This is a genomic window from Escherichia sp. E1V33 (assembly GCF_004211955.1).
GTDB lineage: Bacteria > Pseudomonadota > Gammaproteobacteria > Enterobacterales > Enterobacteriaceae > Escherichia.
This window is the reverse complement of sequence record NZ_RHJI01000003.1, coordinates 101,706-123,100: the sequence shown is the minus strand read 5'-3', so window position 1 is coordinate 123,100 and position 21,395 is coordinate 101,706. Positions and strand designations below refer to the sequence as shown.

Annotated in this window: 20 protein-coding genes and 1 tRNA gene (1 of these 21 only partly in view); 12 read left to right on the top strand and 9 right to left on the bottom strand. The window is 49.4% G+C overall.

From position 1 onward, the window contains the following. A tRNA-Leu gene (locus D9742_RS23100) sits at positions 1-20 on the top strand; it begins 110 nt to the left of the window's first position. Positions 21-58: 38 nt separating this feature from the next. On the opposite strand, the gene D9742_RS02265 is transcribed toward D9742_RS23100, so the two are convergent. Next, a complete protein-coding gene (locus D9742_RS02265; RefSeq protein WP_130235865.1) occupies positions 59-295 on the bottom strand; it encodes a DUF1435 domain-containing protein in 237 nt (78 codons plus the stop codon). A gap of 140 nt (positions 296-435) precedes the next feature. On the opposite strand from D9742_RS02265, the gene fhuF reads away from it, so the two are divergent. Then, positions 436-1,224 carry a siderophore-iron reductase FhuF gene (gene fhuF, locus D9742_RS02260; RefSeq protein WP_130235864.1) on the top strand — a complete coding sequence of 263 codons (789 nt, stop codon included), beginning with the start codon at positions 436-438 and terminating at the stop codon, positions 1,222-1,224. A gap of 37 nt (positions 1,225-1,261) precedes the next feature. On the opposite strand, the gene bglJ is transcribed toward fhuF, so the two are convergent. Together bglJ and D9742_RS02250 are read right to left on the bottom strand one after the other, a co-directional pair. Continuing rightward, the gene (gene bglJ / locus D9742_RS02255) at positions 1,262-1,939 is read right to left on the bottom strand and encodes a DNA-binding transcriptional activator BglJ (RefSeq protein WP_130235863.1); all 678 of its coding nucleotides are present in this window, start codon (positions 1,937-1,939) and stop codon (positions 1,262-1,264) included. Beyond that, on the bottom strand, positions 1,897-2,622 hold the full coding sequence (locus D9742_RS02250; RefSeq protein WP_130235862.1) for a response regulator transcription factor: 726 nt from the start codon (positions 2,620-2,622) through the stop codon (positions 1,897-1,899). Before D9742_RS02250 ends, bglJ begins: the two co-directional genes overlap by 43 nt. A gap of 626 nt (positions 2,623-3,248) precedes the next feature. Between D9742_RS02250 and D9742_RS02245 the strand changes: the two genes are divergently transcribed. The 6 genes from D9742_RS02245 (at position 3,249) to opgB (ending at position 8,957) form a co-directional block, all read left to right on the top strand. Continuing rightward, on the top strand, positions 3,249-4,019 hold the full coding sequence (locus tag D9742_RS02245; RefSeq protein ID WP_130235861.1) for a threonine/serine exporter ThrE family protein: 771 nt from the start codon (positions 3,249-3,251) through the stop codon (positions 4,017-4,019). Continuing rightward, positions 4,010-4,483 (top strand): threonine/serine exporter, encoded by a 474-nt coding sequence (locus D9742_RS02240; protein WP_130235860.1) that lies wholly within the window; start codon positions 4,010-4,012, stop codon positions 4,481-4,483. Before D9742_RS02245 ends, D9742_RS02240 begins: the two co-directional genes overlap by 10 nt. Before the next feature lie 106 nt (positions 4,484-4,589). Next, a complete protein-coding gene (gene dnaT, locus D9742_RS02235; protein ID WP_130235859.1) occupies positions 4,590-5,129 on the top strand; it encodes a primosomal protein DnaT in 540 nt (179 codons plus the stop codon). Between the two features lie 2 nt (positions 5,130-5,131). After that, entirely contained in the window at positions 5,132-5,869 is a 738-nt protein-coding gene (dnaC, locus tag D9742_RS02230) for a DNA replication protein DnaC (protein WP_064530248.1), read from the top strand. A 48-nt stretch (positions 5,870-5,917) separates the two neighbouring features. Further along, a complete protein-coding gene (gene yjjA / locus D9742_RS02225; RefSeq protein ID WP_130235980.1) occupies positions 5,918-6,412 on the top strand; it encodes a DUF2501 domain-containing protein YjjA in 495 nt (164 codons plus the stop codon). A 253-nt stretch (positions 6,413-6,665) separates the two neighbouring features. Then, complete coding sequence (opgB, locus tag D9742_RS02220) at positions 6,666-8,957, top strand: phosphatidylglycerol--membrane-oligosaccharide glycerophosphotransferase (protein ID WP_130235858.1); 2,292 nt, start codon at positions 6,666-6,668, stop codon at positions 8,955-8,957. Between the two features lie 125 nt (positions 8,958-9,082). On the opposite strand, the gene lgoD is transcribed toward opgB, so the two are convergent. Next, entirely contained in the window at positions 9,083-10,105 is a 1,023-nt protein-coding gene (lgoD, locus tag D9742_RS02215; RefSeq protein ID WP_130235857.1) for an L-galactonate oxidoreductase, read from the bottom strand. Between the two features lie 139 nt (positions 10,106-10,244). Between lgoD and D9742_RS02210 the strand changes: the two genes are divergently transcribed. Both D9742_RS02210 and D9742_RS02205 read left to right on the top strand, forming a co-directional pair. Next, the gene (locus D9742_RS02210; RefSeq protein WP_130235856.1) at positions 10,245-11,159 is read left to right on the top strand and encodes a GntR family transcriptional regulator; all 915 of its coding nucleotides are present in this window, start codon (positions 10,245-10,247) and stop codon (positions 11,157-11,159) included. Positions 11,160-11,370: 211 nt separating this feature from the next. Further along, a complete protein-coding gene (locus D9742_RS02205) occupies positions 11,371-12,729 on the top strand; it encodes an MFS transporter (RefSeq protein WP_130235855.1) in 1,359 nt (452 codons plus the stop codon). A 49-nt stretch (positions 12,730-12,778) separates the two neighbouring features. Here D9742_RS02205 and tsr read toward each other — a convergent pair whose 3' ends face one another. After that, positions 12,779-14,443: a methyl-accepting chemotaxis protein gene (tsr, locus tag D9742_RS02200; RefSeq protein WP_130235854.1), complete on the bottom strand. Its 1,665-nt coding sequence runs from the start codon at positions 14,441-14,443 to the stop codon at positions 12,779-12,781. A gap of 182 nt (positions 14,444-14,625) precedes the next feature. On the opposite strand from tsr, the gene D9742_RS02195 reads away from it, so the two are divergent. Further along, positions 14,626-15,489, top strand: a complete 864-nt coding sequence (locus D9742_RS02195) for a MurR/RpiR family transcriptional regulator (RefSeq protein ID WP_130235853.1) — start codon at positions 14,626-14,628, stop codon at positions 15,487-15,489. A gap of 9 nt (positions 15,490-15,498) precedes the next feature. On the opposite strand, the gene D9742_RS02190 is transcribed toward D9742_RS02195, so the two are convergent. From D9742_RS02190 to D9742_RS02180, 3 genes are all read right to left on the bottom strand, one after another. Next, complete coding sequence (locus D9742_RS02190; RefSeq protein WP_130235852.1) at positions 15,499-16,968, bottom strand: sodium:solute symporter family protein; 1,470 nt, start codon at positions 16,966-16,968, stop codon at positions 15,499-15,501. 100 nt (positions 16,969-17,068) lie between these two features. Beyond that, a complete protein-coding gene (locus D9742_RS02185) occupies positions 17,069-17,458 on the bottom strand; it encodes a RidA family protein (protein WP_000023754.1) in 390 nt (129 codons plus the stop codon). Positions 17,459-17,467: 9 nt separating this feature from the next. Next, the gene (locus D9742_RS02180) at positions 17,468-18,910 is read right to left on the bottom strand and encodes a D-aminoacylase (protein WP_130235851.1); all 1,443 of its coding nucleotides are present in this window, start codon (positions 18,908-18,910) and stop codon (positions 17,468-17,470) included. A gap of 200 nt (positions 18,911-19,110) precedes the next feature. Between D9742_RS02180 and D9742_RS02175 the strand changes: the two genes are divergently transcribed. Continuing rightward, positions 19,111-20,331: an amino acid deaminase gene (locus D9742_RS02175; protein ID WP_130235850.1), complete on the top strand. Its 1,221-nt coding sequence runs from the start codon at positions 19,111-19,113 to the stop codon at positions 20,329-20,331. Between the two features lie 48 nt (positions 20,332-20,379). On the opposite strand, the gene D9742_RS02170 is transcribed toward D9742_RS02175, so the two are convergent. Further along, the gene (locus tag D9742_RS02170) at positions 20,380-21,390 is read right to left on the bottom strand and encodes an Ldh family oxidoreductase (protein ID WP_130235849.1); all 1,011 of its coding nucleotides are present in this window, start codon (positions 21,388-21,390) and stop codon (positions 20,380-20,382) included. Positions 21,391-21,395 lie beyond the last annotated feature (5 nt).

Genomic DNA, 21,395 nt, shown 5'->3' with positions numbered 1-21,395 from the left:
AAGTCCCCCCCCTCGCACCAATTATCTTTACTTCCTCTCTTGTTTCTTCCCTGTTTTATCATCCCTGATTCCAGTTCATTATCATCAACATGACGCCAGAAATAAGCGCCAGGCACGATGGCAGCAAAACGTAATGCCGTAACTGTTTGTGATACAACATCAGCGGTGTCAGCAGTAATCCCATCAGAATCACAATCCGCCACTGATCCGGCGATAAATCCGCATACGTCAGTCCTGCAATCAGCAATCCCGGCAGCAACACTCCCCAGCCACTGCCCAGCATACGTTGCAACATGGTTTAATCTCTTTCACTGATAATGATAACCAATATCATATGATAATTTTTATCATTTGCAAGCCAGAGAAATCCCTTGCTATCGGGTAAACCTATCGTTAGGATTAGCAATCATTATCATTTAGATTGCTATCACGATTATGGCCTATCGTTCCGCACCGCTTTTTGAAGATGTTATCTGGCGAACGCATCTCAAGCCGCAAGATCCGACGCTTGCACAAGCGGTACGTGCGACAATCGTGGAACATCGTGAACATTTGCTCGAGTTTATCCGCCTGGATGAACCCGCTCCGCTTAACGCCATGACGCTGGCGCAATGGTCATCACCGAATGCGCTAAGTTCTCTACTCGCGGTCTATTCCGATCATATCTATCGCAACCAACCAACGATGATCCGCGAGAACAAACCGCTGATCTCACTATGGGCACAATGGTATATCGGCCTGATGGTGCCACCATTAATGCTGGCGCTACTGACGCAGGAAAAAGCATTAGATGTGTCGCCGGAACATTTTCACGTTGAGTTTCATGAAACCGGACGCGCCGCTTGTTTCTGGGTCGATGTGTGTGAAGACAAAAACGCAACACCGCATTCGCCACAGCAGCGAATGGAAACGTTAATCAGCCAGGCACTTGTCCCAGTAGTGCAGGCATTAGAAGCGACAGGCGAAATTAACGGCAAACTCATCTGGAGTAATACCGGTTATTTGATTAACTGGTATCTTACCGAGATGAAGCAGTTGCTTGGCGAAGCATTAGTTGAATCGCTCCGCCATGCCCTGTTCTTTGAGAAAACGTTCTCCAGCGGCGAAGATAATCCATTGTGGCGCACAGTCGTGCTGCGCGATGGCCTGCTGGTGCGCCGCACCTGTTGCCAGCGTTATCGCTTACCGGACGTGCAACAGTGTGGGGATTGTACGCTGAAATAAAAACACTGCCGGGAGGATAAACCCGGCATTAAGTAGATTAATAGGGATGCAACACATTGCTTGTTTCAGAAATCCGCATACATAACAGAATATCTGCCGCCTCAAGCAGTCCGGCATCAGAACTGACACCCAGTTTCGACATCACATTAAATTTATGCGCGCGGATCGTTTTTATATTCCGTTTAAGCTGTTCAGCAATTTGCGTCATTGAGTAGCCACGCGACATAAACCGTAATATTTCCCTCTCCGTCGGGCTCAGCGTCCGGCTTTGATTAATATACCACTGGTTGTTCAGTCGATCGGTCGCCTGACGAACACCATTTAGTGACAGAAACAGCTCCTGGTGAAAAACATCCAGCGTCGATGCTTTACTTAACACACCATCCAAAGGAGAAGGCGACAATGAGCCAATCAATCGCGCTTCAATATCATCATCCGCAATAACCAAACGCCGGGTACGTGGAAATTTGATTGCCAGCTCAGTCAGACAAGATAATCCCTCCCTGCGCTCACTTCTCATGGCAGAAAAAGAAAAAATGACCGCCGCAAATGAAACCCGCGACATAGCATCCTGAAAAGCCTCCTGGCTGGTATACATATAGAGTTTATAAGGATTACCCGCAAACTTTCTGAATAAACTCTCAATACCGATACTGCTCATGACGCATTTTTCTATGAGTGCGACATTTCTCTTCTTAATTCGGTTGTGTTCCATTCTGCGGCATCTCCATAAACAGAAGGCAAGTTAAGTTCCCTTGCACCCTGTGCGCTATTAATCCATGCATACATCTCAGCGTTACTGTGAATTGCCAGCCGACGCATCGCACTGTTCTTTTGTGCGCTGATGGTTTTATTGCTTTTCTTAAGCAATGAAGCTATTTGGTTGATGCCCCATCCTTTACCTAATAGCCGCAGTACCTTGCGCTCAGAAAGGGTAAGAATCACGGTGCGATAACCAAATTCCTGGATTTCCGGCATTGCTGGCGAAGTCAGCATGGCGCTGATGCGATCTGCATGGACATTGCCAGAACGAACAGTCTTGACCAAATTCTCAATGGGCTCGATATCGGACAGTAACGTCGCAGTTGGACACATAAGCAGTTCCACCGCTTGAGAGTACCAGGCTCGCGAAACCATGAAAACCCAATGAATTTCCCGGTATTGTGAGATCAATGAATAATAATGTTCACAAACAGAACGCGGGTCTTCTGTTTGCCCGGCTAAATCGGCAATAACTAAACCAGCACGACGTAATTGTAATATGGTCAACTCCTCCGCAGAGGCGCTACTCGTTATATCGTATTCAGGGAAATGGGTCCTCATGACCTCTTTTAACCCTGCCTGCATAACGGGTATTTTACTGATAACAATTCCATTTTTGCAGCATCCTGGCAACATATATCCTCCACATCCACTGTCTATAAATTATGATGGTTTATTCAGGATATTCATCCTTTAAATGATTCCAATAAATTAATAGATTGAGCGAATAATTTATCCTTAGCATCACTTCATATCAGTTTACCCCAGCCACACAAAAACCCTTTGTATGTTTCAGGAGACTAGCAACAAATAATAACCTGGAAAAATACCTCTGACACATTTAAAATATCTAAATTATGTTGTTAGAAATACTTAATCAAAATCCTCAGATTCAATCAGTTTAAAATATCATTTAAAATAACGAATAAAAATAAAATGAAAAGCCTTTAGCCAGAACATCAAGAAAAAAACCAATAAAAACTGAAGGGTATTTCTTGCCTGGAGCCGAAAAACTGATTTCACCAGCCATTACTCATACGCGTAAAAACAAAATGATAAATTCATTTTAATGATAATATTCATAGAATTATTTATTCAATCCCAAACTCGCCTCGCTTCCCTTCAGCGATTTAACCACCGCAACCAGGATTAATCAGCGCAATTTTGATCTTAACCAACATCAAAACAGCCATGCTTCATGATACAAAAGGGTTCTCATTTTTTGCACAATACGCAACACGTCTTATGACAAAGGACGAGTCATGCAAACAGAGCAACAGCGAGCCGTTACACGGCTATGTATCCAGTGCGGGTTATTTCTTTTACAGCACGGGGCGGAAAGCGCGCTGGTTGACGAGCTTTCTTCACGACTTGGGCGTGCACTGGGAATGGACAGCGTTGAAAGCTCCATTTCTTCCAACGCCATCGTACTGACCACCATTAAAGATGGTCAATGTCTGACATCTACGCGCAAAAACCACGATCGCGGCATTAATATGCATATGGTTACTGAGGTACAACACATTGTGATTCTGGCGGAACATAATCTGCTGGATTACAAAGGTGTTGAGAAACGTTTTAGCCAAATACATCCCCTGCGCTATCCGCGTTGGCTGGTCGCTTTGATGGTGGGACTCTCTTGCGCCTGTTTCTGTAAACTGAATAACGGTGGTTGGGATGGTGCGTTGATTACATTCTTCGCCAGTATGATCGCCATGTATATCCGCCAGTTACTGGCACAACGCCACCTCCATCCTCAAATAAACTTTTGTATCACCGCCTTCGCTGCCACCACAATTTCCGGCCTTCTTCTACAACTTCCGACATTCAGTCATACGCTGACTGTGGCAATGGCGGCCAGTGTTCTTTTACTGGTGCCGGGTTTTCCGTTGATAAATGCTGTAGCCGATATGTTTAAAGGTCATATAAATACCGGACTGGCACGCTGGGCGATTGCCAGTCTGCTAACACTGGCAACCTGCGTTGGTGTGGTGATGGCACTCACAATTTGGGGGCTACGCGGATGGGTGTAATCGAATTTCTACTAGCATTGGCGGAGGATATGATTCTCGCGGCAATCCCAGCGGTCGGCTTTGCGATGGTGTTCAACGTGCCAATCCGGGCATTACGCTGGTGTGCGCTGCTTGGCGCGATGGGTCATGGTTCGCGAATGATTTTAATGACTACCGGACTTAATATTGAGTGGTCGACATTTATGGCTTCGCTACTGGTCGGCACCATTGGTATTCAGTGGTCGCGCTGGTATCTGGCGCATCCGAAAGTCTTTACCGTGGCGGCTGTCATTCCTATGTTCCCCGGCATTCCGGCGTATACAGCAATGATTTCAGCGGTAAAAATCAGTCAGTTAGGTTACAGCGAGCCGTTAATGATTACCCTGTTAACTAACTTTCTTACAGCTTCATCAATTGTTGGCGCGTTATCCATCGGCCTTTCCGTTCCTGGATTGTGGTTGTACCGCAAGCGCCCCCGCGTATAAAATTGCCTCGCTTAAAGCACATGGATGAGAGGCTGCCTGGCCTCATCCGTGTGTTACTATAAAAGTAATCTCCCTTCTCGTTCATCGTTCCATATTGAGAAACAGTATGTCTTCCAGAGTTTTGACCCCGGACGTCGTAGGTATTGACGCCCTGGTACACGATCACCAAACCGTTCTGGCAAAAGCAGAAGGCGGCATGGTTGCCGTATTTGCCAACAACGCCCCGGCGTTTTATGCCGTTACGCCCGCGCGTCTTGCTGAACTGCTGGCGTTGGAAGAAAAACTGACTCGTCCGGGAAGTGACGTGGCCCTGGACGATCAACTCTATCAGGAACCGCAAGCCGTCCCCGTTGCCGTACCGATGGGCAAATTCGCCATGTACCCAGACTGGCAACCCGATACCGATTTTATCCGTCAGGCGGCATTATGGGGCGTGGCGCTAAGAGAGCCGGTTACCGCCGAAGAACTGGCGTCATTTATTTCTTACTGGCAGGCGGAAGGCAAAGTCTTCCATCATGTGCAGTGGCAACAAAAACTGGCGCGCAGCCTGCAAATCGGTCGTGCCAGCAATGGCGGATTAGCGAAACGAGATGTGAACACTGTCAGTGAACCTGACAGCCAAATTCCACCAGGATTCAGAGGGTAACGATGAAAAACGTTGGCGACCTGATGCAACGCCTGCAAAAAATGATGCCTGCCCATATCAAACCTGCCTTCAAAACGGGTGAAGAACTTCTGGCGTGGCAGAAAGAACAAGGGGCGCTCCGCGCCGCCGCTCTTGAGCGCGAGAATCGGGCGATGAAAATGCAGCGTACCTTTAACCGCTCCGGCATTCGTCCACTGCATCAAAACTGCTCCTTTGAGAACTATCGTGTTGAGTGCGAAGGGCAGATGAATGCGTTGAGCAAAGCGCGCCAGTATGTTGAAGAGTTTGACGGCAACATCGCCAGCTTTATCTTTTCTGGCAAGCCGGGAACTGGCAAAAACCATCTGGCTGCGGCAATCTGCAACGAACTACTGCTACGCGGCAAATCGGTGTTGATAATCACCGTAGCCGATATTATGTCGGCGATGAAAGATACCTTCAGAAATAGTGGCACCAGTGAAGAACAACTGCTCAACGATCTGAGCAACGTAGATCTGCTGGTGATCGACGAGATCGGCGTTCAGACCGAATCGAAATATGAAAAGGTAATCATCAACCAGATCGTCGATCGACGTTCTTCTTCCAAACGCCCGACCGGGATGCTGACCAACAGCAATATGGAAGAGATGACCAAGTTACTGGGCGAGCGCGTTATGGATCGTATGCGCCTGGGTAACAGTCTGTGGGTTATTTTTAACTGGGATAGCTATCGTAGTCGGGTAACGGGTAAAGAGTATTAATCCTCCTTTCCGGCGCTATACTGCGACACAACTCCACCTTGAGTAATGATGATGAAAACTGTTAAACACCTTCTGTGCTGCGCAATTGCCGCCGGCGCATTAATTTCCACCGGGGTGCATGCCGCATCCTGGAAAGATGCGCTTTCCAGCGCCGCCAGCGAGTTAAGCACCCAAGACAGCACCACACAGGAAGGCGGTTGGTCACTCGCTTCATTAACTAACCTGCTTAGTAGTGGCAACCAGGCGTTAAGCGCAGACAACATGAACAATGCCGCAGGCATTCTGCAATACTGCGCGAAGCAAAAGCTGGCTTCAGTTACCGATGCAGAAAACATCAAGAACCAGGTGCTGGAAAAGCTGGGCCTGAACAGCGAAGAGCAGAAAGAAGATACCAACTATCTGGATGGCATTCAGGGTTTGCTAAAAACCAAAGATGGTCAGCAGCTTAATCTGGATAACATCGGTACGACTCCTCTGGCAGAAAAGGTAAAAACCAAAGCCTGCGATCTGGTGTTAAAGCAAGGTCTGAACTTTATTTCCTGATCCACATAACGCCGCGTTTTAGCTGTTAACAAGCTTACGCGGCCCTTCCCCGCTCTTTTCCCTGTTTCTGCACGTCTTTCCCTCTGTTACACGGGAAGCGTTCTTGCGCAAAAAAGTCTGTTTATAAACTTATTCCTAACAACATCGCATTTTTTTGACACTAGAATTGCAGCAATATGGCAGCACCATTACATTGTGTTTCTCAAAAAATCTTAAACATCGGCTGAACTGCCTGTTTAGTGAGGATCGCCCGTTGTCAGAACTATTCTCTTTCGCCCTATTTCTCGCCTCTGTGCTGATCTACGCATGGAAAGCGGGACGTAACACCTGGTGGTTTGCCGCCACGTTAACGGTGCTGGGGCTATTTGTCGTTTTAAACATTACCCTGTTTGCCAGTGACTATTTTACTGGCGACGGCATTAACGACGCGGTGCTCTATACCTTAACTAACAGCCTGACCGGTGCTGGTGTCAGCAAGTATATCCTGCCGGGAGTAGGCATCGTGCTGGCGCTGGCGGTAGTTTTCGGCGCGCTGGGCTGGATCCTACGCCGACGCCGTCATCATCCTCACCATTTTGGCTACAGCCTGCTGGCACTCTTACTGGCGCTGGGTTCTGTGGACGCCAGCCCGGCGTTTCGCCAGATAACGGAACTGGTAAAATCCCAGTCACGCGACGGCGATCCTGACTTTGCGGCTTATTATAAAGAACCGTCGAAAACTATCCCTGCGCCAAAACTTAACCTGGTTTATATCTATGGTGAGAGCCTGGAGCGGACCTATTTTGATAACGACGCTTTCCCGGACCTCACTCCCGAACTGGGCGCGCTGAAAAATGAAGGACTCGATTTCAGCCATACTCAGCAACTGCCGGGAACGGATTACACTATCGCGGGCATGGTGGCTTCTCAGTGTGGCATTCCACTGTTTGCCCCATTTGAAGGTAACGCCTCCGCCTCGGTTTCCAGCTTCTTCCCGCAGAACATCTGTCTTGGCGATATCCTGAAAAACTCAGGTTATCAGAACTATTTTGTGCAAGGGGCTAACCTGCGTTTTGCGGGTAAAGATGTGTTCCTGAAATCACACGGCTTCGACCATTTGTATGGCGCTGAAGAGCTGAAAAGTGTGGTGGCGGACCCGCATTATCGCAACGACTGGGGATTCTACGACGATACCGTGCTCGATGAAGCGTGGAAAAAGTTTGAAGAGCTTTCCCGCTCTGGTCAGCGATTCTCACTGTTTACCCTGACGGTTGATACCCATCACCCGGATGGTTTTATCTCTCGCACCTGTAACCGTAAAAAATATGATTTTGATGGTAAACCGAACCAGTCATTTAGCGCGGTAAGTTGCAGTCAGGAGAACATCGCCGCGTTTATCGACAAAATCAAAAACTCCCCGTGGTTTAAGGATACCGTTATTGTGGTTTCTTCTGACCACCTGGCGATGAACAACACAGCGTGGAAATACCTTAATAAACAGGATCGCAACAACCTGTTTTTCGTCATCCGTGGCGACAAGCCACAGCAAGAGACGCTGGCGGTGAAGCGCAACACTATGGATAACGGCGCTACAGTGCTGGATATTCTCGGTGGCGATAACTTTATTGGCCTTGGGCGTAGTAGCCTATCTGGTCAATCAATGTCGGAAGTGTTCCTCAACATTAAAGAGAAAGTGCTGGCGTGGAAGCCCGATATCATTCGTCTGTGGAAATTCCCCACCGAGATGAAAGAGTTCACCATCGATCAGAATAAAAACATGATCGCCTTCTCGGGTACCCATTTCCGTCTGCCGCTGCTGTTACGCGTGTCAGATAAACGTGTGGAGCCACTGCCAGAAAGCGAATACTCGGCCCCACTGCGTTTCCAGTTGGCCGATTTTGCTCCGCGCGACAATTTCGTCTGGGTTGATCGTTGCTACAAGATGGCTCAGCTATGGGCGCCGGAGCTGGCACTCTCCACGGACTGGTGTGTGTCCCAGGGGCAGCTTGGTGGTCAGCAAATTGTTCAACATGTTGATAAAACGACGTGGAAGGGCAAAACCGCATTTAAAGATACCGTCATCGATATGGAACGCTACAAAGGCAATGTCGATACGCTGAAGATTGTCGATAACGATATTCGCTACAAAGCCGACAGTTTCATTTTTAACGTTGCGGGTGCGCCGGAAGAAGTGAAACAGTTTAGTGGGATTTCCCGTCCGGAGTCGTGGGGACGCTGGTCCAACGCGCAGCTAGGCGATGAAGTGAAAATCGAGTACAAACATCCTTTGCCGAAGAAATTTGATCTGGTGATTACCGCCAAAGCATACGGTAATAACGCCAGCCGTCCCATTCCGGTACGCGTAGGCAATGAAGAACAAACCATCGTGCTGGACAATGAAGTAACCACTACCACGCTCCATTTCGAGAACCCAACCGATGCCGACACGCTGGTAATTGTTCCGCCAGAACCTGTCTCAACCAACGAAGGGAATATTCTCGGACATTCACCGCGTAAACTCGGCATTGGTATGGTGGAAATCAAAGTGGTGGCGCGTGAAGGGTAATCACTGACAGATTTGTAGGTTGGATAAGATGCGCAAGCGTCGCATCCAGCCTACAACACATTATTGAGAAAAAGAAAAAAACAGTGCCCAACTCTTCCCCGGGCGCTCCAAGGCAACTCGCATTATCAGAAAGTAATCACGCCCTTAATCAACTCACGATTGTTAATCACATCACGCTCATAGATTTCTGCCAACGTGGCGAACGGATAGCGATGGGTTAACATCATGTCGGCAGTAATTTTCCCTTCCGCCATCAGCCGCCCGACTTTCGCGAAATCTTCCAGCGTGGCGTTTCGACTGCCCATCATCGTGGTTTCTTTTTTATGGAATTCCGGATCAGAGAACTGCAACTCGCCTTTAAACAAGCCAACAAATACTACCGTGCCGCCATGACGAATCAGATTCACGGTGTTATTCATCGCATGTTGATTACCTGTTGCGTCGATCACTTTCTGCGCCAGGGAACCACCAAATTGCGCCCGCAACTGGTCGTCAAAATCCTCGGCTGACGGGTCCAGCACGGGCAACTCCAGACGCGTTGCCACATGCTCACGCCGCGCCGGACTGGTATCCGCCACCACCACCTGTGCGCCATCGGCTTTAGCGATTGCTGCCGCGCCCAGACCAATTGGCCCCGCCCCGACCACCAGCACCTGCTCACCGGGCGCAATTGCTGCGCGACGAACCGCATGAGCGCTAATAGCGAAAGGTTCAATCAACGCTGCCGCCTGCGGGTCAATGCCTTCAGCAGGCAAAATGTTCGCCTCCGGCACGTTCAAATACTCACAAAATCCGCCATCCTGATGCACACCAATGACCGAAATTTTCTCACAGCAATTGGTGCGACCACTTTTACACGCAGGGCATTCCTGACAGGCAACATAAGGGATAACCGCAACTTGCTGACCATTTTTAAGATCAGCAATATTTTTTCCCAATCCAACAATCTCCCCACATATTTCATGGCCTAAAACGCGTGGATAACTAAAAAATGGTTGATTTCCACCCCAGGCATGAATATCGGTACCACAAATCCCAACAGACTTTATTCTTATTAATACTTCTTTGTCACCAGGAACAGGCATTTCACGTTGTTTCCAGACTAACTCCTTTGGTTTCTGACAAATTAATATATTTATCTTAGACATGATTCTGCTCTCCATTTTTTCATTTTCTTAGATATTCATAAAAATAAAAAACACCAGCACAACGTAAAATCCATTTTGTGAAAACACACACATAAAAATGTATTAAATCGGGTTTTAATGGCGCGACAAGGAGGAAAATATGAGTCGTTCGAAAAATTTGCGCCACAGTGTGATTAACCAGTTCATTGATGATATGGCTCGTGGGTATATCCCTTCCCCACTCCCTTCGCAAAGCGCACTGGCGGAAATGTACAGTGTCAGTCGAACTACGGTACGTCATATTCTTAGCCATTTACATCAATGCGGTGTCATTGCCCAGTCAGGAAACGAATACGTCATCGCGCGTAAACCTGATCATAATGACGGATTTGCCTGTACCACCGCTTTGATGAATGAACAAAATAAAGTATTTGAGAAGTTTTTTTTCACGATGATAAATCAGCGTCAGTTACTCCTTGGGGAAACTTTTTCTGAGCTACAACTGGCACGAGCGGCTGGAGTTAGCTCAATGACAGCAAGGAAATATATTTCAAAATTATGGTGTTATAACTTCATTCAAAGTGAAAAACGCGGCCAGTGGAGCATGAAGCCATTCGACCAGTCCTACGCCGAACAGCTTTTTGAACTGCGTGAAATGCTTGAAACGCACTCAATTAAGCATTTTCTCAACCTGCCTGATAATGATCCACGCTGGTTGGAGGCAAAAACCATGCTCGAACGTCACCGGATGCTACGAGACAACATCGGCAGCAGCTTTCGCATGTTCTCACAACTGGACAGAGATTTTCACGCCCTACTTCTTTCAGCGACCGATAATATCTTTTTTGACCACTCGTTTGAAATAATCTCAGTTATCTTTCATTTTCATCTGCAATGGGATGAAAGCGATCTCAAGCAGCGCAAGATTATTGCTATAGATGAACATATGACCATTCTATGCGCTTTGATATGCCGTAGTAACCTGGATGCCATCATCACACTACGTAGTCATTTAAATTCAGCCAAACAATCGATGATTCGCTCCATCAATAAGAACAAACGGTTCTCTCATTAAGTACAGATTAAAAACAGCAATCCATTATCTTGCGCACGGTTTTATCAAAATATAAACACAGAAAAATTCCCGCTTACTTATTCTCACAATCAGTCGACTATAAATATTTTTGTGAGCGGTAGTGAAAGTTTATACCTTTCATCTGCCATTAACATCAACCTTGCGCAATATATTATTGCGCAATAATTAAATATGAATACAGGAGTCCGGCGTGAAAAAAGGAAATATTACCATCGCACCACGCTCTTCGTTTAGTTCGTTATCGGAAAATATACCCGAGCAGCCAGAGAAATTAGCTCAATGCAGCCCCCGAATTAAACGCATCAGAACCATCGCCATGTTATTGTTATTTGTTGCAGCGGTAATAAACTTTCTTGATCGCAGCTCGCTGTCAGTTGCGAATTTAACTATTCGTCAAGAACTGGGGTTAAACGCCACCGAAATCGGTGCGTTGCTCTCCGTGTTTTCGCTCTCTTACGGGATTGGGCAGTTGCCCAGCGGTGTGCTGCTGGACCGTAAAGGCCCCCGACTGATACTTGGGCTAGGGATGATCGTTTGGTCGCTGTTCCAGTCAATGTCTGGCCTGGTACACAACTTCACACAGTTCGTGCTGGTACGTATTGGCATGGGACTCGGTGAAGCACCGATGAATCCGTGTGGTGTCAAAGTCATTAACGACTGGTTCAACATCAAAGAGCGTGGGCGTCCGATGGGCTTTTTCAACGCGGCCTCCGTCCTTGGCATTGCCTTAAGCCCACCGATTCTGGCAGCGATGATGCTGGCCATCGGCTGGCGTGGAATGTTTATTTCCATTGGCACACTGGGCATTTTTCTCGCCATCGCCTGGTTTATGCTCTATCGCAACCGTGAGCAGATAGCACTGACCGCCGTTGAACAAACCTATCTTAACAGCGGTAGCGTCAATACCCGCCGCGATCCACTCAATTTTGCCGAATGGCGCAGCCTGTTTCGTAACCGCACAATGTGGGGAATGATGCTCGGTTTCAGTGGTATGAACTATGCAGGGTGGCTGTACATTGCCTGGTTGCCAGGTTACCTGCAAACAGTCTATCACCTGGATTTAAAAAGCACCGGTTTGATGGCGGCAATACCTTTTATGTTTGGGGGAACAGGGATGCTGCTCAACGGATATGCGACCGACTGGCTGGTCAAAAGGGGGATGGATCCGATTAAGAATCGTAAGATATGTATTGTTACCGGGATGTTCTGTTCAGCCGCCTTTACTCTGGTAGTACCACAAGCGACAACGCCCATGACAGCGGTTCTGCTGATTGGCATGGCGCTGTTCTTCCTGCACTTTGCCGGAACATCCGGCTGGGGGCTGGTCCACGTAGCAGTAGCTTCTCGCATGGCTGCGACGGTGGGTAGTATCCAGAACTTTGCCAGCTTCATTTGCGCCTCTTTCGCGCCAGTCGTTACTGGTTTTATTGTTGATACCACCAATTCGTTTCGCCTGGCATTGATTATCTGCGGTTGTGTCACCGCGGCAGGTGCGATGGCGTACATCTTCATGGTACATCAGCCAATTAGCGATCCACATAAAGAGTAATTTTCCCTTGCCCGATAAGCCATCGCTTATCGGGCATTTTTCATGGCAATTAAAACGTTTCCCAGTTATCTCCGTTATCCACCACTGCCACTTTGCGCGACGCAACTGGCGTGACGGTTTTTACCACTGGCAAAGCTTCATGCTGGCGCTGCTGCGTTTGTTGTATACGGAACACCGCCACGGCTTCGGTCAAACGGCTGGCCTGCTCTTCCAGCGCGGCGGCAGCGGCAGCAGACTCTTCCACTAACGCAGCGTTCTGTTGCGTTACTCTATCCATTTCAACAACAGCTAAACCAACCTGATCAATACCACGGCTTTGCTCATCAGAGGCTGAAGCGATTTCTCCCATAATGTCAGTAACGCGTGTTACGGCGCTGACAATCTCGGTCATGGTTTCCCCGGCACTTTCGACCTGCGTAGATCCGACATCCACTTTACTTACTGAGTCTTCAATCAGGCTTTTAATTTCACGGGCCGCCTGGGCGCTACGCTGCGCCAGGTTACGCACTTCCCCCGCAACTACCGCAAAACCACGCCCTTGCTCACCCGCGCGCGCCGCTTCAACCGCCGCGTTCAAAGCCAGAATGTTGGTCTGGAAGGCAATACCATCGATAACGCTGATAATATCGGCAATCTTCTGCGAACTGGTGGAGATATCGCGCATCGTCTGTACCACGTTATCCACGACCTTGCCGCCACGTTGCGCGGTTTCAGAAGCACTTAACGCCAGATGACTGGCCTGACGTGCGTTCTCGGCGTTCTGTTTCACCGTTGCAGTCAGTTGCTCCATACTGGCCGCAGTCTCTTCCAGTGAAGCCGCTTGTTGCTCAGTACGTGATGAGAGATCGTTATTCCCCGTGGCAATTTCGCTGACACCGCTATAAATGGCATTAGCACCGTTACGTACATCTCCGACAGTACGCATCAGTTCACTTTGCATATGACGCAAACTCTGTGCCAGTTGTCCTACTTCGTTAGAACCATCCACCTCAATGGGTTTTACCAAATCCCCGTCAGCAATATGACAAATGCTTTCGATCAGGCGATTCATTGGTGCTACCAGAGAGGCTTTGATACCAAACCAGACGGACACAATGACGGCTAACACGACGATCAACACGCCTGCCAGCACCCACATCGCCTGGCTGTAGGAAGCATTATTATCGCTGACGGCAATATCGTAGAGACGATCGTTTTGCTCCATATAAGCCATATACTGCTTCTCGAAACCGTCCTGATATCCCTGAGTCGGCTGATCAAAAAACTCATTGATTTTGCCTGCGCCTAACAGCTGGATCAGCTCCGCCAGCGCATTGTGATAAATATCGTAATTACGTTTGATCTCAGTGGCTGCCGCTTCACTCTGACGCGGGTCACGCGGCAACGCTTCGTAGTCCGCCCAGTTTTTTTCCGCTTGCTTCAGCGAAATACTGGCACTCTGCATCAACTCGGTGACGGTTGAACCGCTGCCAATATTGTTCTGATCCATCATGTAGCGGATACCCGCGCGGTTGAGAGTGTTACGTGTCTGCAACAACGCGACCCAGCTGCTATTCAGCGTGGATTGCTGCTGACGAATGGTTTGTAAAACGGAGAAATTTTCTTTGTCATTTTTTAAAGCATTAAAGAACAAGCCGCCTGATGTCAGTTGTAAAAGGCCAAAAACGGCCAAAACCAGCAATAAGCTGGTCACGATCTTAATACGTTTTAACATGGTTTCTCTTTCCTCCAGACCTGATACTCAGGTTGTCGGCCTGGTGGTAGAAAACTTTATGATCTGAAGCGGTGTTGAGCTGTTTTTTGTCGCTGCTTACTTACATTTTTTATGAGGGTCACACTCTGGCGCGACTCTTTATGGTACAAAGTACCAGTTTTTATTGAATCAGTGATACTCCCATGGCTTATAGCATCGATATCATCTCCTGCATTACCGAACGGTTTATGGCGTTAACCGCCACTGAAAAGCGTATCGCACAATTTATCCTTGATGACGTCTCCGCAGCCGTGGAACTGCCTATCGCCGAGCTGGCGCGGTTAACACAAACCAGCCAGGCGTCGGTTACGCGTTTTGCCCGAGCATTGGGTTGCAAAGATGTTCGTGAGCTGAAAGTCAAACTGGCACAGTCACTGGCCATCGGGCAGCGGTTTATTCTCGATGTACCGGATCTTGACGGTGTTCAGGGAATCTACGAATCAATTATCAGCGTGCTGGAAACGCATCGTCGTTCGCTGGATATGAATGCCATCAGCCAGGCAGTCAGTTGGTTAAGCCAGGCGCGGCAAATTCTTGCATTGGGAACTGGCGGTGGTTCGACCATCTGCTCGCAGGAGATCCAGTACCGTCTGTTCCGCCTGGGATTGCCAGTGGTCAGTCAGAACGATTCACTAATGATGAGAATGATGTGTTCAGCGGTTATGCCGCAGGATGTGGTGATAGTTCTTTCACTCGGTGGCTATACGCCAGAAATCATCGAAAGCGCCGCAATCGCCCGTCATTATGGCGCTCGTGTTATCGCCATTACGCCTGCACAAACACCACTGGCAGAACAGGTGGATCTGGTATTGCCGTTACTGGTTCAGGAAAGTGATTACATTTTTAAGCCCACGCCTTCCCGTTACGCAATGCTCGCGATGATCGATGTGCTGGCAACAGAGCTGGCTATGGCAAATAAAGCGCAGGCGAAAGATCGCCTGCGGCGGATAAAACTGGCATTAGACAGCCACCGGGGTGGCGCTAACCGCCAGCCACTTGGCGATTAGCACTATCGGTTATGCCTCTTCAGGTTTGGTGATCACAACACTCTGGTTTTCACGCTCATTAGTGATGATGGCCAGAGCTTCTTCCCGGCTGACCTCGCTTGCTGGCGTTACCAGCGTCACCAGTACGCCAGCGACCAGGCTGCCCAGCACTGACGGAATACACGGGTTACCCCAGTACGCCAGCCAGTCGGCGTTCATCAGCACCACAATTGACATCACCATACCGCTCACTAACGCCGCCAGCGCCCCCTGCCAGTTAAAACGCAGCCAGAAGCGACCGAGAATCGAGCAGATAAACAGCCCGGACATCAGCATCGAGATCATTTTGGTAATGTAGCTGATGATGTCGTTAGAGGTCAGAGCAAAGACCAGCGCCAGGCCAATAACAAAGGTCAACATCCAGCGTGAGTAAGTGATGGCTTTGTTCTCCGGCGGCATTCTGCCGGTAATCATGGTGTAGACGTCGCGCATCATAATCGCCACCGCCGCGATGGCATCAGAGCTGGCGGAAGACATGGTGGCTGAAAGCCCGGCAATAAGTACCACCAGCCCAAGAATGGCAGGTAAGAAACTGGTCGCGAACAAGAAGGCGTAGTTGCTGTTTTCCAGATTCGGGTTCATGGTGAACGCCGCCATGCCGATAATGGCAGGCAGAATCGAGAAGAACAGATACAGCACGCCAGTAATGACAAACGAACGGCGTACAGAAGGGACATCTTTACCTGAGTAAATACGCTGACGATAAGACGGTGTGGCCAGCACACCTACACCAATAACCAGCGCCAGCGAAAGCGCAGGCAGCACGCCCATTTTATCAATCGCAAACAGGCTCATCGCTTTTGGGTCCATCGCCTGTTCAATCGCACTCCAGCCGCCAACGTGAACAACGGCAAGAATAGCCATTAATATAAAGCCAAAGAACAGAATTAATGCCTGAATGGTATCTGTCCACACTACCGCCGAATAACCGCCGATAATAACGTATATCGCAAAGGCTAAGGCGATAATTAATTTTGCCACAGTAAGATCAATACCCGTCGCCCAGGCAAGATACATACTGCCACCTAATATATGCGCTCCCAGCCAGCCAATAGAGGCAATAAATATCATCAGACCGACAATATTTTTAATTAAATGACTACCGCCAGTATAATAAGAGAGTTCTTCACTCATGGTCATAAAACGTAATTTACGTACCGGTGCAAACAGCCACGCCACCAGCAATATACCTACAGCTCCACCGACGCCATAAAGCATTCCGGCCCAGCCATTGCTATAGCCAAAGCCTACCGCGCCCATACTGGAGCCCGTGCCAACCATCGTGGCAACGGTTGAACCTAGCGTCAGAAACAGCGGCAGCGAACGCCCGCCCAGCAGAAAATCTTCTCCGCTTTTCTGATTACGAGAAACAAACCAACCAAGCCAAATCATGGCGATGGCATAAATAATAAAGCCGACTAAAAAGATATGACTGTTCATAATTCACATCCTGCCAGTAGAGAGAAATTAATGTAAGAGTTCCCGGAGTGCTGAATGTATTCAGCACTCAATTGCGGTCTGTTTTTTATTCTTAAATTTATTAGCGGGTCGCGTTATAACAGGTCACATCGACTTCGACTTTACAATCGACAACCAGATCAGCCACACAACAAATACGTGCAGGCGGATTCTCGCCAAAAAATTCTCTGAATACTTTATTAAATGACTGGAAATAGCGGGCGTCGGTCAGGATCACTTTCACGTGAACCACATCCGCCAGGCTATAACCGGCTTCAGTCATGATGTCGACACAGTTTTGGATCGCCAGTCGTGACTGTTCAACGATACCGCCTTCTACCACTTCACCGTTTTTCATGGGCGTTTGCCCGGAGACGTACAGCCAGCCGCCCGCCTCAACCGCCCTGGCAAAAGGCAAATGCTGCCCGCCAGTGCCTGTTCCACCTTCCGTACCGTAACGTTTAATGCTCATATTCACTCCTTAATGTGAGGTCTGGCGGCGCAGGAAACGTCCCGCACGGCCTGTAATGTGTTTATCGCGACCATAGCTCATAACGCCGTTCACCATCACCGCCTCAATGCCATCTGCCGGGCGTTTGGGATCAGAAAAGCTGGCAACATCACGAATGGTTTGTGGATCGAACAATACCAGGTCCGCAAAATAGCCGACTTTCACCAGCCCACGCTGGGGCAGACGAAAACGGCTGGCAGAAAGCCCGGTCATTTTGTGGATAGCCGTGGTCAACGGGAATAAGCCTTCATCACGACAATAGTGACCCAGCACGCGAGGGAAAGCGCCCCATAAACGCGGATGCGGCATGGGATCATTGGGCAGGCCGTCAGAGCCAATCATGCTGACCGGATAACTCAACACTCGGCGGACGTCGCGCTCGTCCATGTTGTAATAGATAGCCCCGGCAGGCATCAGCAACTTCGCGGCCTCCAGCATACTCATCTGCCAGTCGATGGCGATTTGTGCCAGTGTTTTCCCCGCCTGCTGCGGATGCGTTTGTGACCAGGTGATCACAATATCGAATTCGTCGGTGACTTGTTTGAGATCCAGCGTTGAAGAACTGGCTGAGTAAGGGTAGACATCGCAGCCAATTTCCTGGTGTTGACGCATTTGGTCAAAAAAGGCCAATGTTTCTTTTGTCCGCCCCCAGTTTTTCGCCCCGGCGCACTTATGGTGGGAAACCACGACAGGCACTTTGCCATGACGCCCAATGCGAAACGCTTCATCCAGGGCATCGAGAATCGGTTCAAATTCAGAACGCAGATGGGTGGTATAAACGCCCCTCTCGCCTGCCAGTTCTTCTGCCAGCGCCATGACTTCTTCGGTAGTCGCCTGAAATGCCGTGGCATAGGCCAGCCCGGAACTTAACCCCAGCGCCCCCTGACTCAACGCCAGACGTAAGTCGGCACGCATAGCGGCAATTTCATCCGCCGTCGCCGGGCGAAACAGGTCGTCCATATGGTTATTACGCAGCGCCGTATGACCAATCAGCGTGCCAACGTTCAGTGACGGCCTGGCTGCTTTCACTGCCTGGGCATAGCTTTCAACGGAGGGATAAATAAAGTGCTCCGCTTCCCCCAACAGATTCATCGGGTCAGGGACTTCGCCTTTCATTTTCGCTGCCGCGGCACTGATCCCGCAGTTGCCAACAATCACGGTTGTGATCCCCTGGCTAATTTTTGGCAGATACTCCGGGATACGGATAACGTTGATATCGTCATGGGTATGAACGTCGATAAACCCTGGTGCCAGCACCCGTCCTTCACCGTCAATAACCTGCTGCGCCGTAACGTTAAGCGCAGGGGCAATATCGACAATCCGATCGCCTGTTATTGCCACGTCACCGCAAAATTCAGGGCCGCCGCTACCGTCAATAACCGTCACATTTTTGAATAACCAGTCAACCTGCATGTTCGTCACTCCATTTCTGCAATGGTGACAAGTTAACCATTTACAAGAATGAAAAACAGTGGAAAACTACGCAAAACTCATATGAGTTTATGATACTTTTATTCATAAACCATAAGATAAATAAACTAAATGGATATATTTCAAGCAGTTATTAATGATACCAAAATCCGACACGGTGAAATCTTCAAAAGGTGAATGTTATGAAATACCATTCCGAGCCTCTGGTTCCCCATAAATCTGCCCTGATGCAAATGCCCGCAAATATCCTTGCCGAAGATGTTTGTTTACCTGCCGCGATCATTAAAAAGCTGGCCCTGGAGAACAACATTGCGTGGATGCAGCGTTATGCAGACGCGCGTGGCGTTTCACTGGCACCGCACGGCAAAACCACCATGACGCCCTGGATTTTTCAGGCGCAGCAAGCCGCAGGCGCCTGGGCAATAGGAGTGGGTAGCGCATGGCAGGCTGGTGCAGCAATGGCGAGCGGTATCCAGCGTGTGCTGATGGTTAACCAGTTGGTCGGCAAGGCGAATATGCAGCTAATCGCCCAGTTGCAACGGCATTACCCGACGGTCGATTTTATCTGCTGCATTGACAGCATTGAGAACGCCCGCGCTTTATCTGCCTTTTTTGCCAGCCAGCAACAGACGCTGAACGTGATGATTGAACTGGGTGTTCCCGGCGGACGCTGTGGTTGCCGCTCAACGGATACCGCACTGGCACTGGCTAAGCAAGCGGCCCAATTACCGGGATTACGCCTGCGGGGGCTTGAGTTATATGAAGGCGTTTTACACGGTGACGATCCACAACCGCAGGTAGAAGCTCTGCTGCGGGATGCCGCACAACTGGCCTGTGATATGGCGAGTCTGGTTGATGGCGAGTTTATTCTCACCGGAGCAGGCACTGTCTGGTATGACGTGGTATGCAACATCTGGCTGGCGGCAGAAAAACCTGATAACTGCCGCATTGTTATTCGCCCTGGCTGTTATATCACTCACGACACCGGGATCTACGACACCGCACAACAGCAATTGATCGCTCGTGATCCAGTGGCTTGCGATCTGGCTGGCGATCTCACATCTGCACTGGAACTGGTCGCCATGGTGCAATCGGTGCCAGAAGCCGATCGGGCGGTAGTTAATTTTGGTAAGCGTGATTGCGCCTTCGACGCCGGACTGCCGCAACCAGTCGCCCACTATCGCAACGGCAAATCACTGACATTTGATCCACAGTCGATTCGCAGTACAGGCATTATGGATCAGCACTGCATGTTGCAACTGGCTGCCAACAGCGACGTGCAAGTGGGAGATATTCTGGTGTTTGGCACATCGCATCCGTGCCTGACCTTCGACAAATGGAAAACGTTGTTATTGACTGATGACGACTACAACGTACTGGCAGAGCTGGATACGCTGTTTTGATAGCGCAGATGGCGGGCTCCTTCCCGCCATTAAGTGATTTAGTATCTATCAGCTACTTAAGGATCGAATATCGTCATAGAGTGACTGGCTGATCTCTACACCCTGTTGCTCACTGCGCAATCGTGCGTGGTAGCGACGTTCTCCCGGCAGGCGCGCGCCCTGATCCTGCATCTGACTAAACAGCGTTTCCGCCCTTGCCAGATGCCTCCCGGCATCCTCACCAAGAAAACGCTGCGGATCGAGTGCCAGGATCAACTCGCCACCATACGGCAAACCACCTGCGCCGTTATCCCACGCAAGAGACTCAGCACTGGTCATATCGCCAATCAGTGGCCCCGCGATTAGCTCCACCATCGCAGCCAGTGCCGAACCTTTATGACCGCCGAAGGTTAACATTGCACCGTTCAGCACAGCTTGTGGATCGGTGGTGGCATTGCCATTGCTGTCTATCCCCCAACCTTCAGGAAGTGATTTCCCGGCTCGCTGATGTAACTGAATCTCACCGCGTGCCGCCGCACTGGTCGCCATATCAAAAATAAATGGCGGCTGTTTGTCGCGCGGCCAACCAAACGCGATTGGGTTAGTACCAAAAAGAGGTTTGCGCCCCCCTTTCGGCGCAACCCAGGCATGGCTTGGCGTGGTCGCCAGCGCCACCAGTCCGACTTCAGTCAGCGGTTCAACATCCGCAAATAAGGCGGAGTAGTGAACACAATGATTAATCGCCAGTGCTGCAATCCCGCACTGACGCGTTTTCTCGATCAGTAACGGTAGTGCCTGCTGATAAGCCAACAGCGAATAGCCACCTTTGGCATCGGCCTTAACGATTGCCGGCGCCTGAGATTCCACTGTCGGCAGAGCATCGGCAGAGACTTTCCCTTTTCGCAGCGTGTCAACAATCCCCAGCAGTCGCCATAAACCGTGCGAGGCACAGCCGTCGCGCTCCCCGGTGGTAACGTTTTTCGCAATCACCACCGCATGTTGCTCACTAAATCCGTTACTGATGAGCGCATGATAGGCTAGTGCGTAAGCCTCTGATAATGAGAGGATTACTCTATCCATTTTCT

Bases quoted from the DNA above. Each gene is read 5' to 3' on its own strand.
- D9742_RS02265 (WP_130235865.1), bottom strand. From the start codon at position 295: ATGTTGCAACGTATGCTGGGCAGTGGCTGGGGAGTGTTGCTGCCGGGA.
- fhuF (WP_130235864.1), top strand. From the start codon at position 436: ATGGCCTATCGTTCCGCACCGCTTTTTGAAGATGTTATCTGGCGAACG.
- bglJ (WP_130235863.1), bottom strand. From the start codon at position 1,939: ATGGAACACAACCGAATTAAGAAGAGAAATGTCGCACTCATAGAAAAA.
- D9742_RS02250 (WP_130235862.1), bottom strand. From the start codon at position 2,622: ATGTTGCCAGGATGCTGCAAAAATGGAATTGTTATCAGTAAAATACCC.
- D9742_RS02245 (WP_130235861.1), top strand. From the start codon at position 3,249: ATGCAAACAGAGCAACAGCGAGCCGTTACACGGCTATGTATCCAGTGC.
- D9742_RS02240 (WP_130235860.1), top strand. From the start codon at position 4,010: ATGGGTGTAATCGAATTTCTACTAGCATTGGCGGAGGATATGATTCTC.
- dnaT (WP_130235859.1), top strand. From the start codon at position 4,590: ATGTCTTCCAGAGTTTTGACCCCGGACGTCGTAGGTATTGACGCCCTG.
- dnaC (WP_064530248.1), top strand. From the start codon at position 5,132: ATGAAAAACGTTGGCGACCTGATGCAACGCCTGCAAAAAATGATGCCT.
- yjjA (WP_130235980.1), top strand. From the start codon at position 5,918: ATGATGAAAACTGTTAAACACCTTCTGTGCTGCGCAATTGCCGCCGGC.
- lgoD (WP_130235857.1), bottom strand. From the start codon at position 10,105: ATGTCTAAGATAAATATATTAATTTGTCAGAAACCAAAGGAGTTAGTC.
- D9742_RS02210 (WP_130235856.1), top strand. From the start codon at position 10,245: ATGAGTCGTTCGAAAAATTTGCGCCACAGTGTGATTAACCAGTTCATT.
- tsr (WP_130235854.1), bottom strand. From the start codon at position 14,443: ATGTTAAAACGTATTAAGATCGTGACCAGCTTATTGCTGGTTTTGGCC.
- D9742_RS02195 (WP_130235853.1), top strand. From the start codon at position 14,626: ATGGCTTATAGCATCGATATCATCTCCTGCATTACCGAACGGTTTATG.
- D9742_RS02190 (WP_130235852.1), bottom strand. From the start codon at position 16,968: ATGAACAGTCATATCTTTTTAGTCGGCTTTATTATTTATGCCATCGCC.
- D9742_RS02185 (WP_000023754.1), bottom strand. From the start codon at position 17,458: ATGAGCATTAAACGTTACGGTACGGAAGGTGGAACAGGCACTGGCGGG.
- D9742_RS02180 (WP_130235851.1), bottom strand. From the start codon at position 18,910: ATGCAGGTTGACTGGTTATTCAAAAATGTGACGGTTATTGACGGTAGC.
- D9742_RS02175 (WP_130235850.1), top strand. From the start codon at position 19,111: ATGAAATACCATTCCGAGCCTCTGGTTCCCCATAAATCTGCCCTGATG.
- D9742_RS02170 (WP_130235849.1), bottom strand. From the start codon at position 21,390: ATGGATAGAGTAATCCTCTCATTATCAGAGGCTTACGCACTAGCCTAT.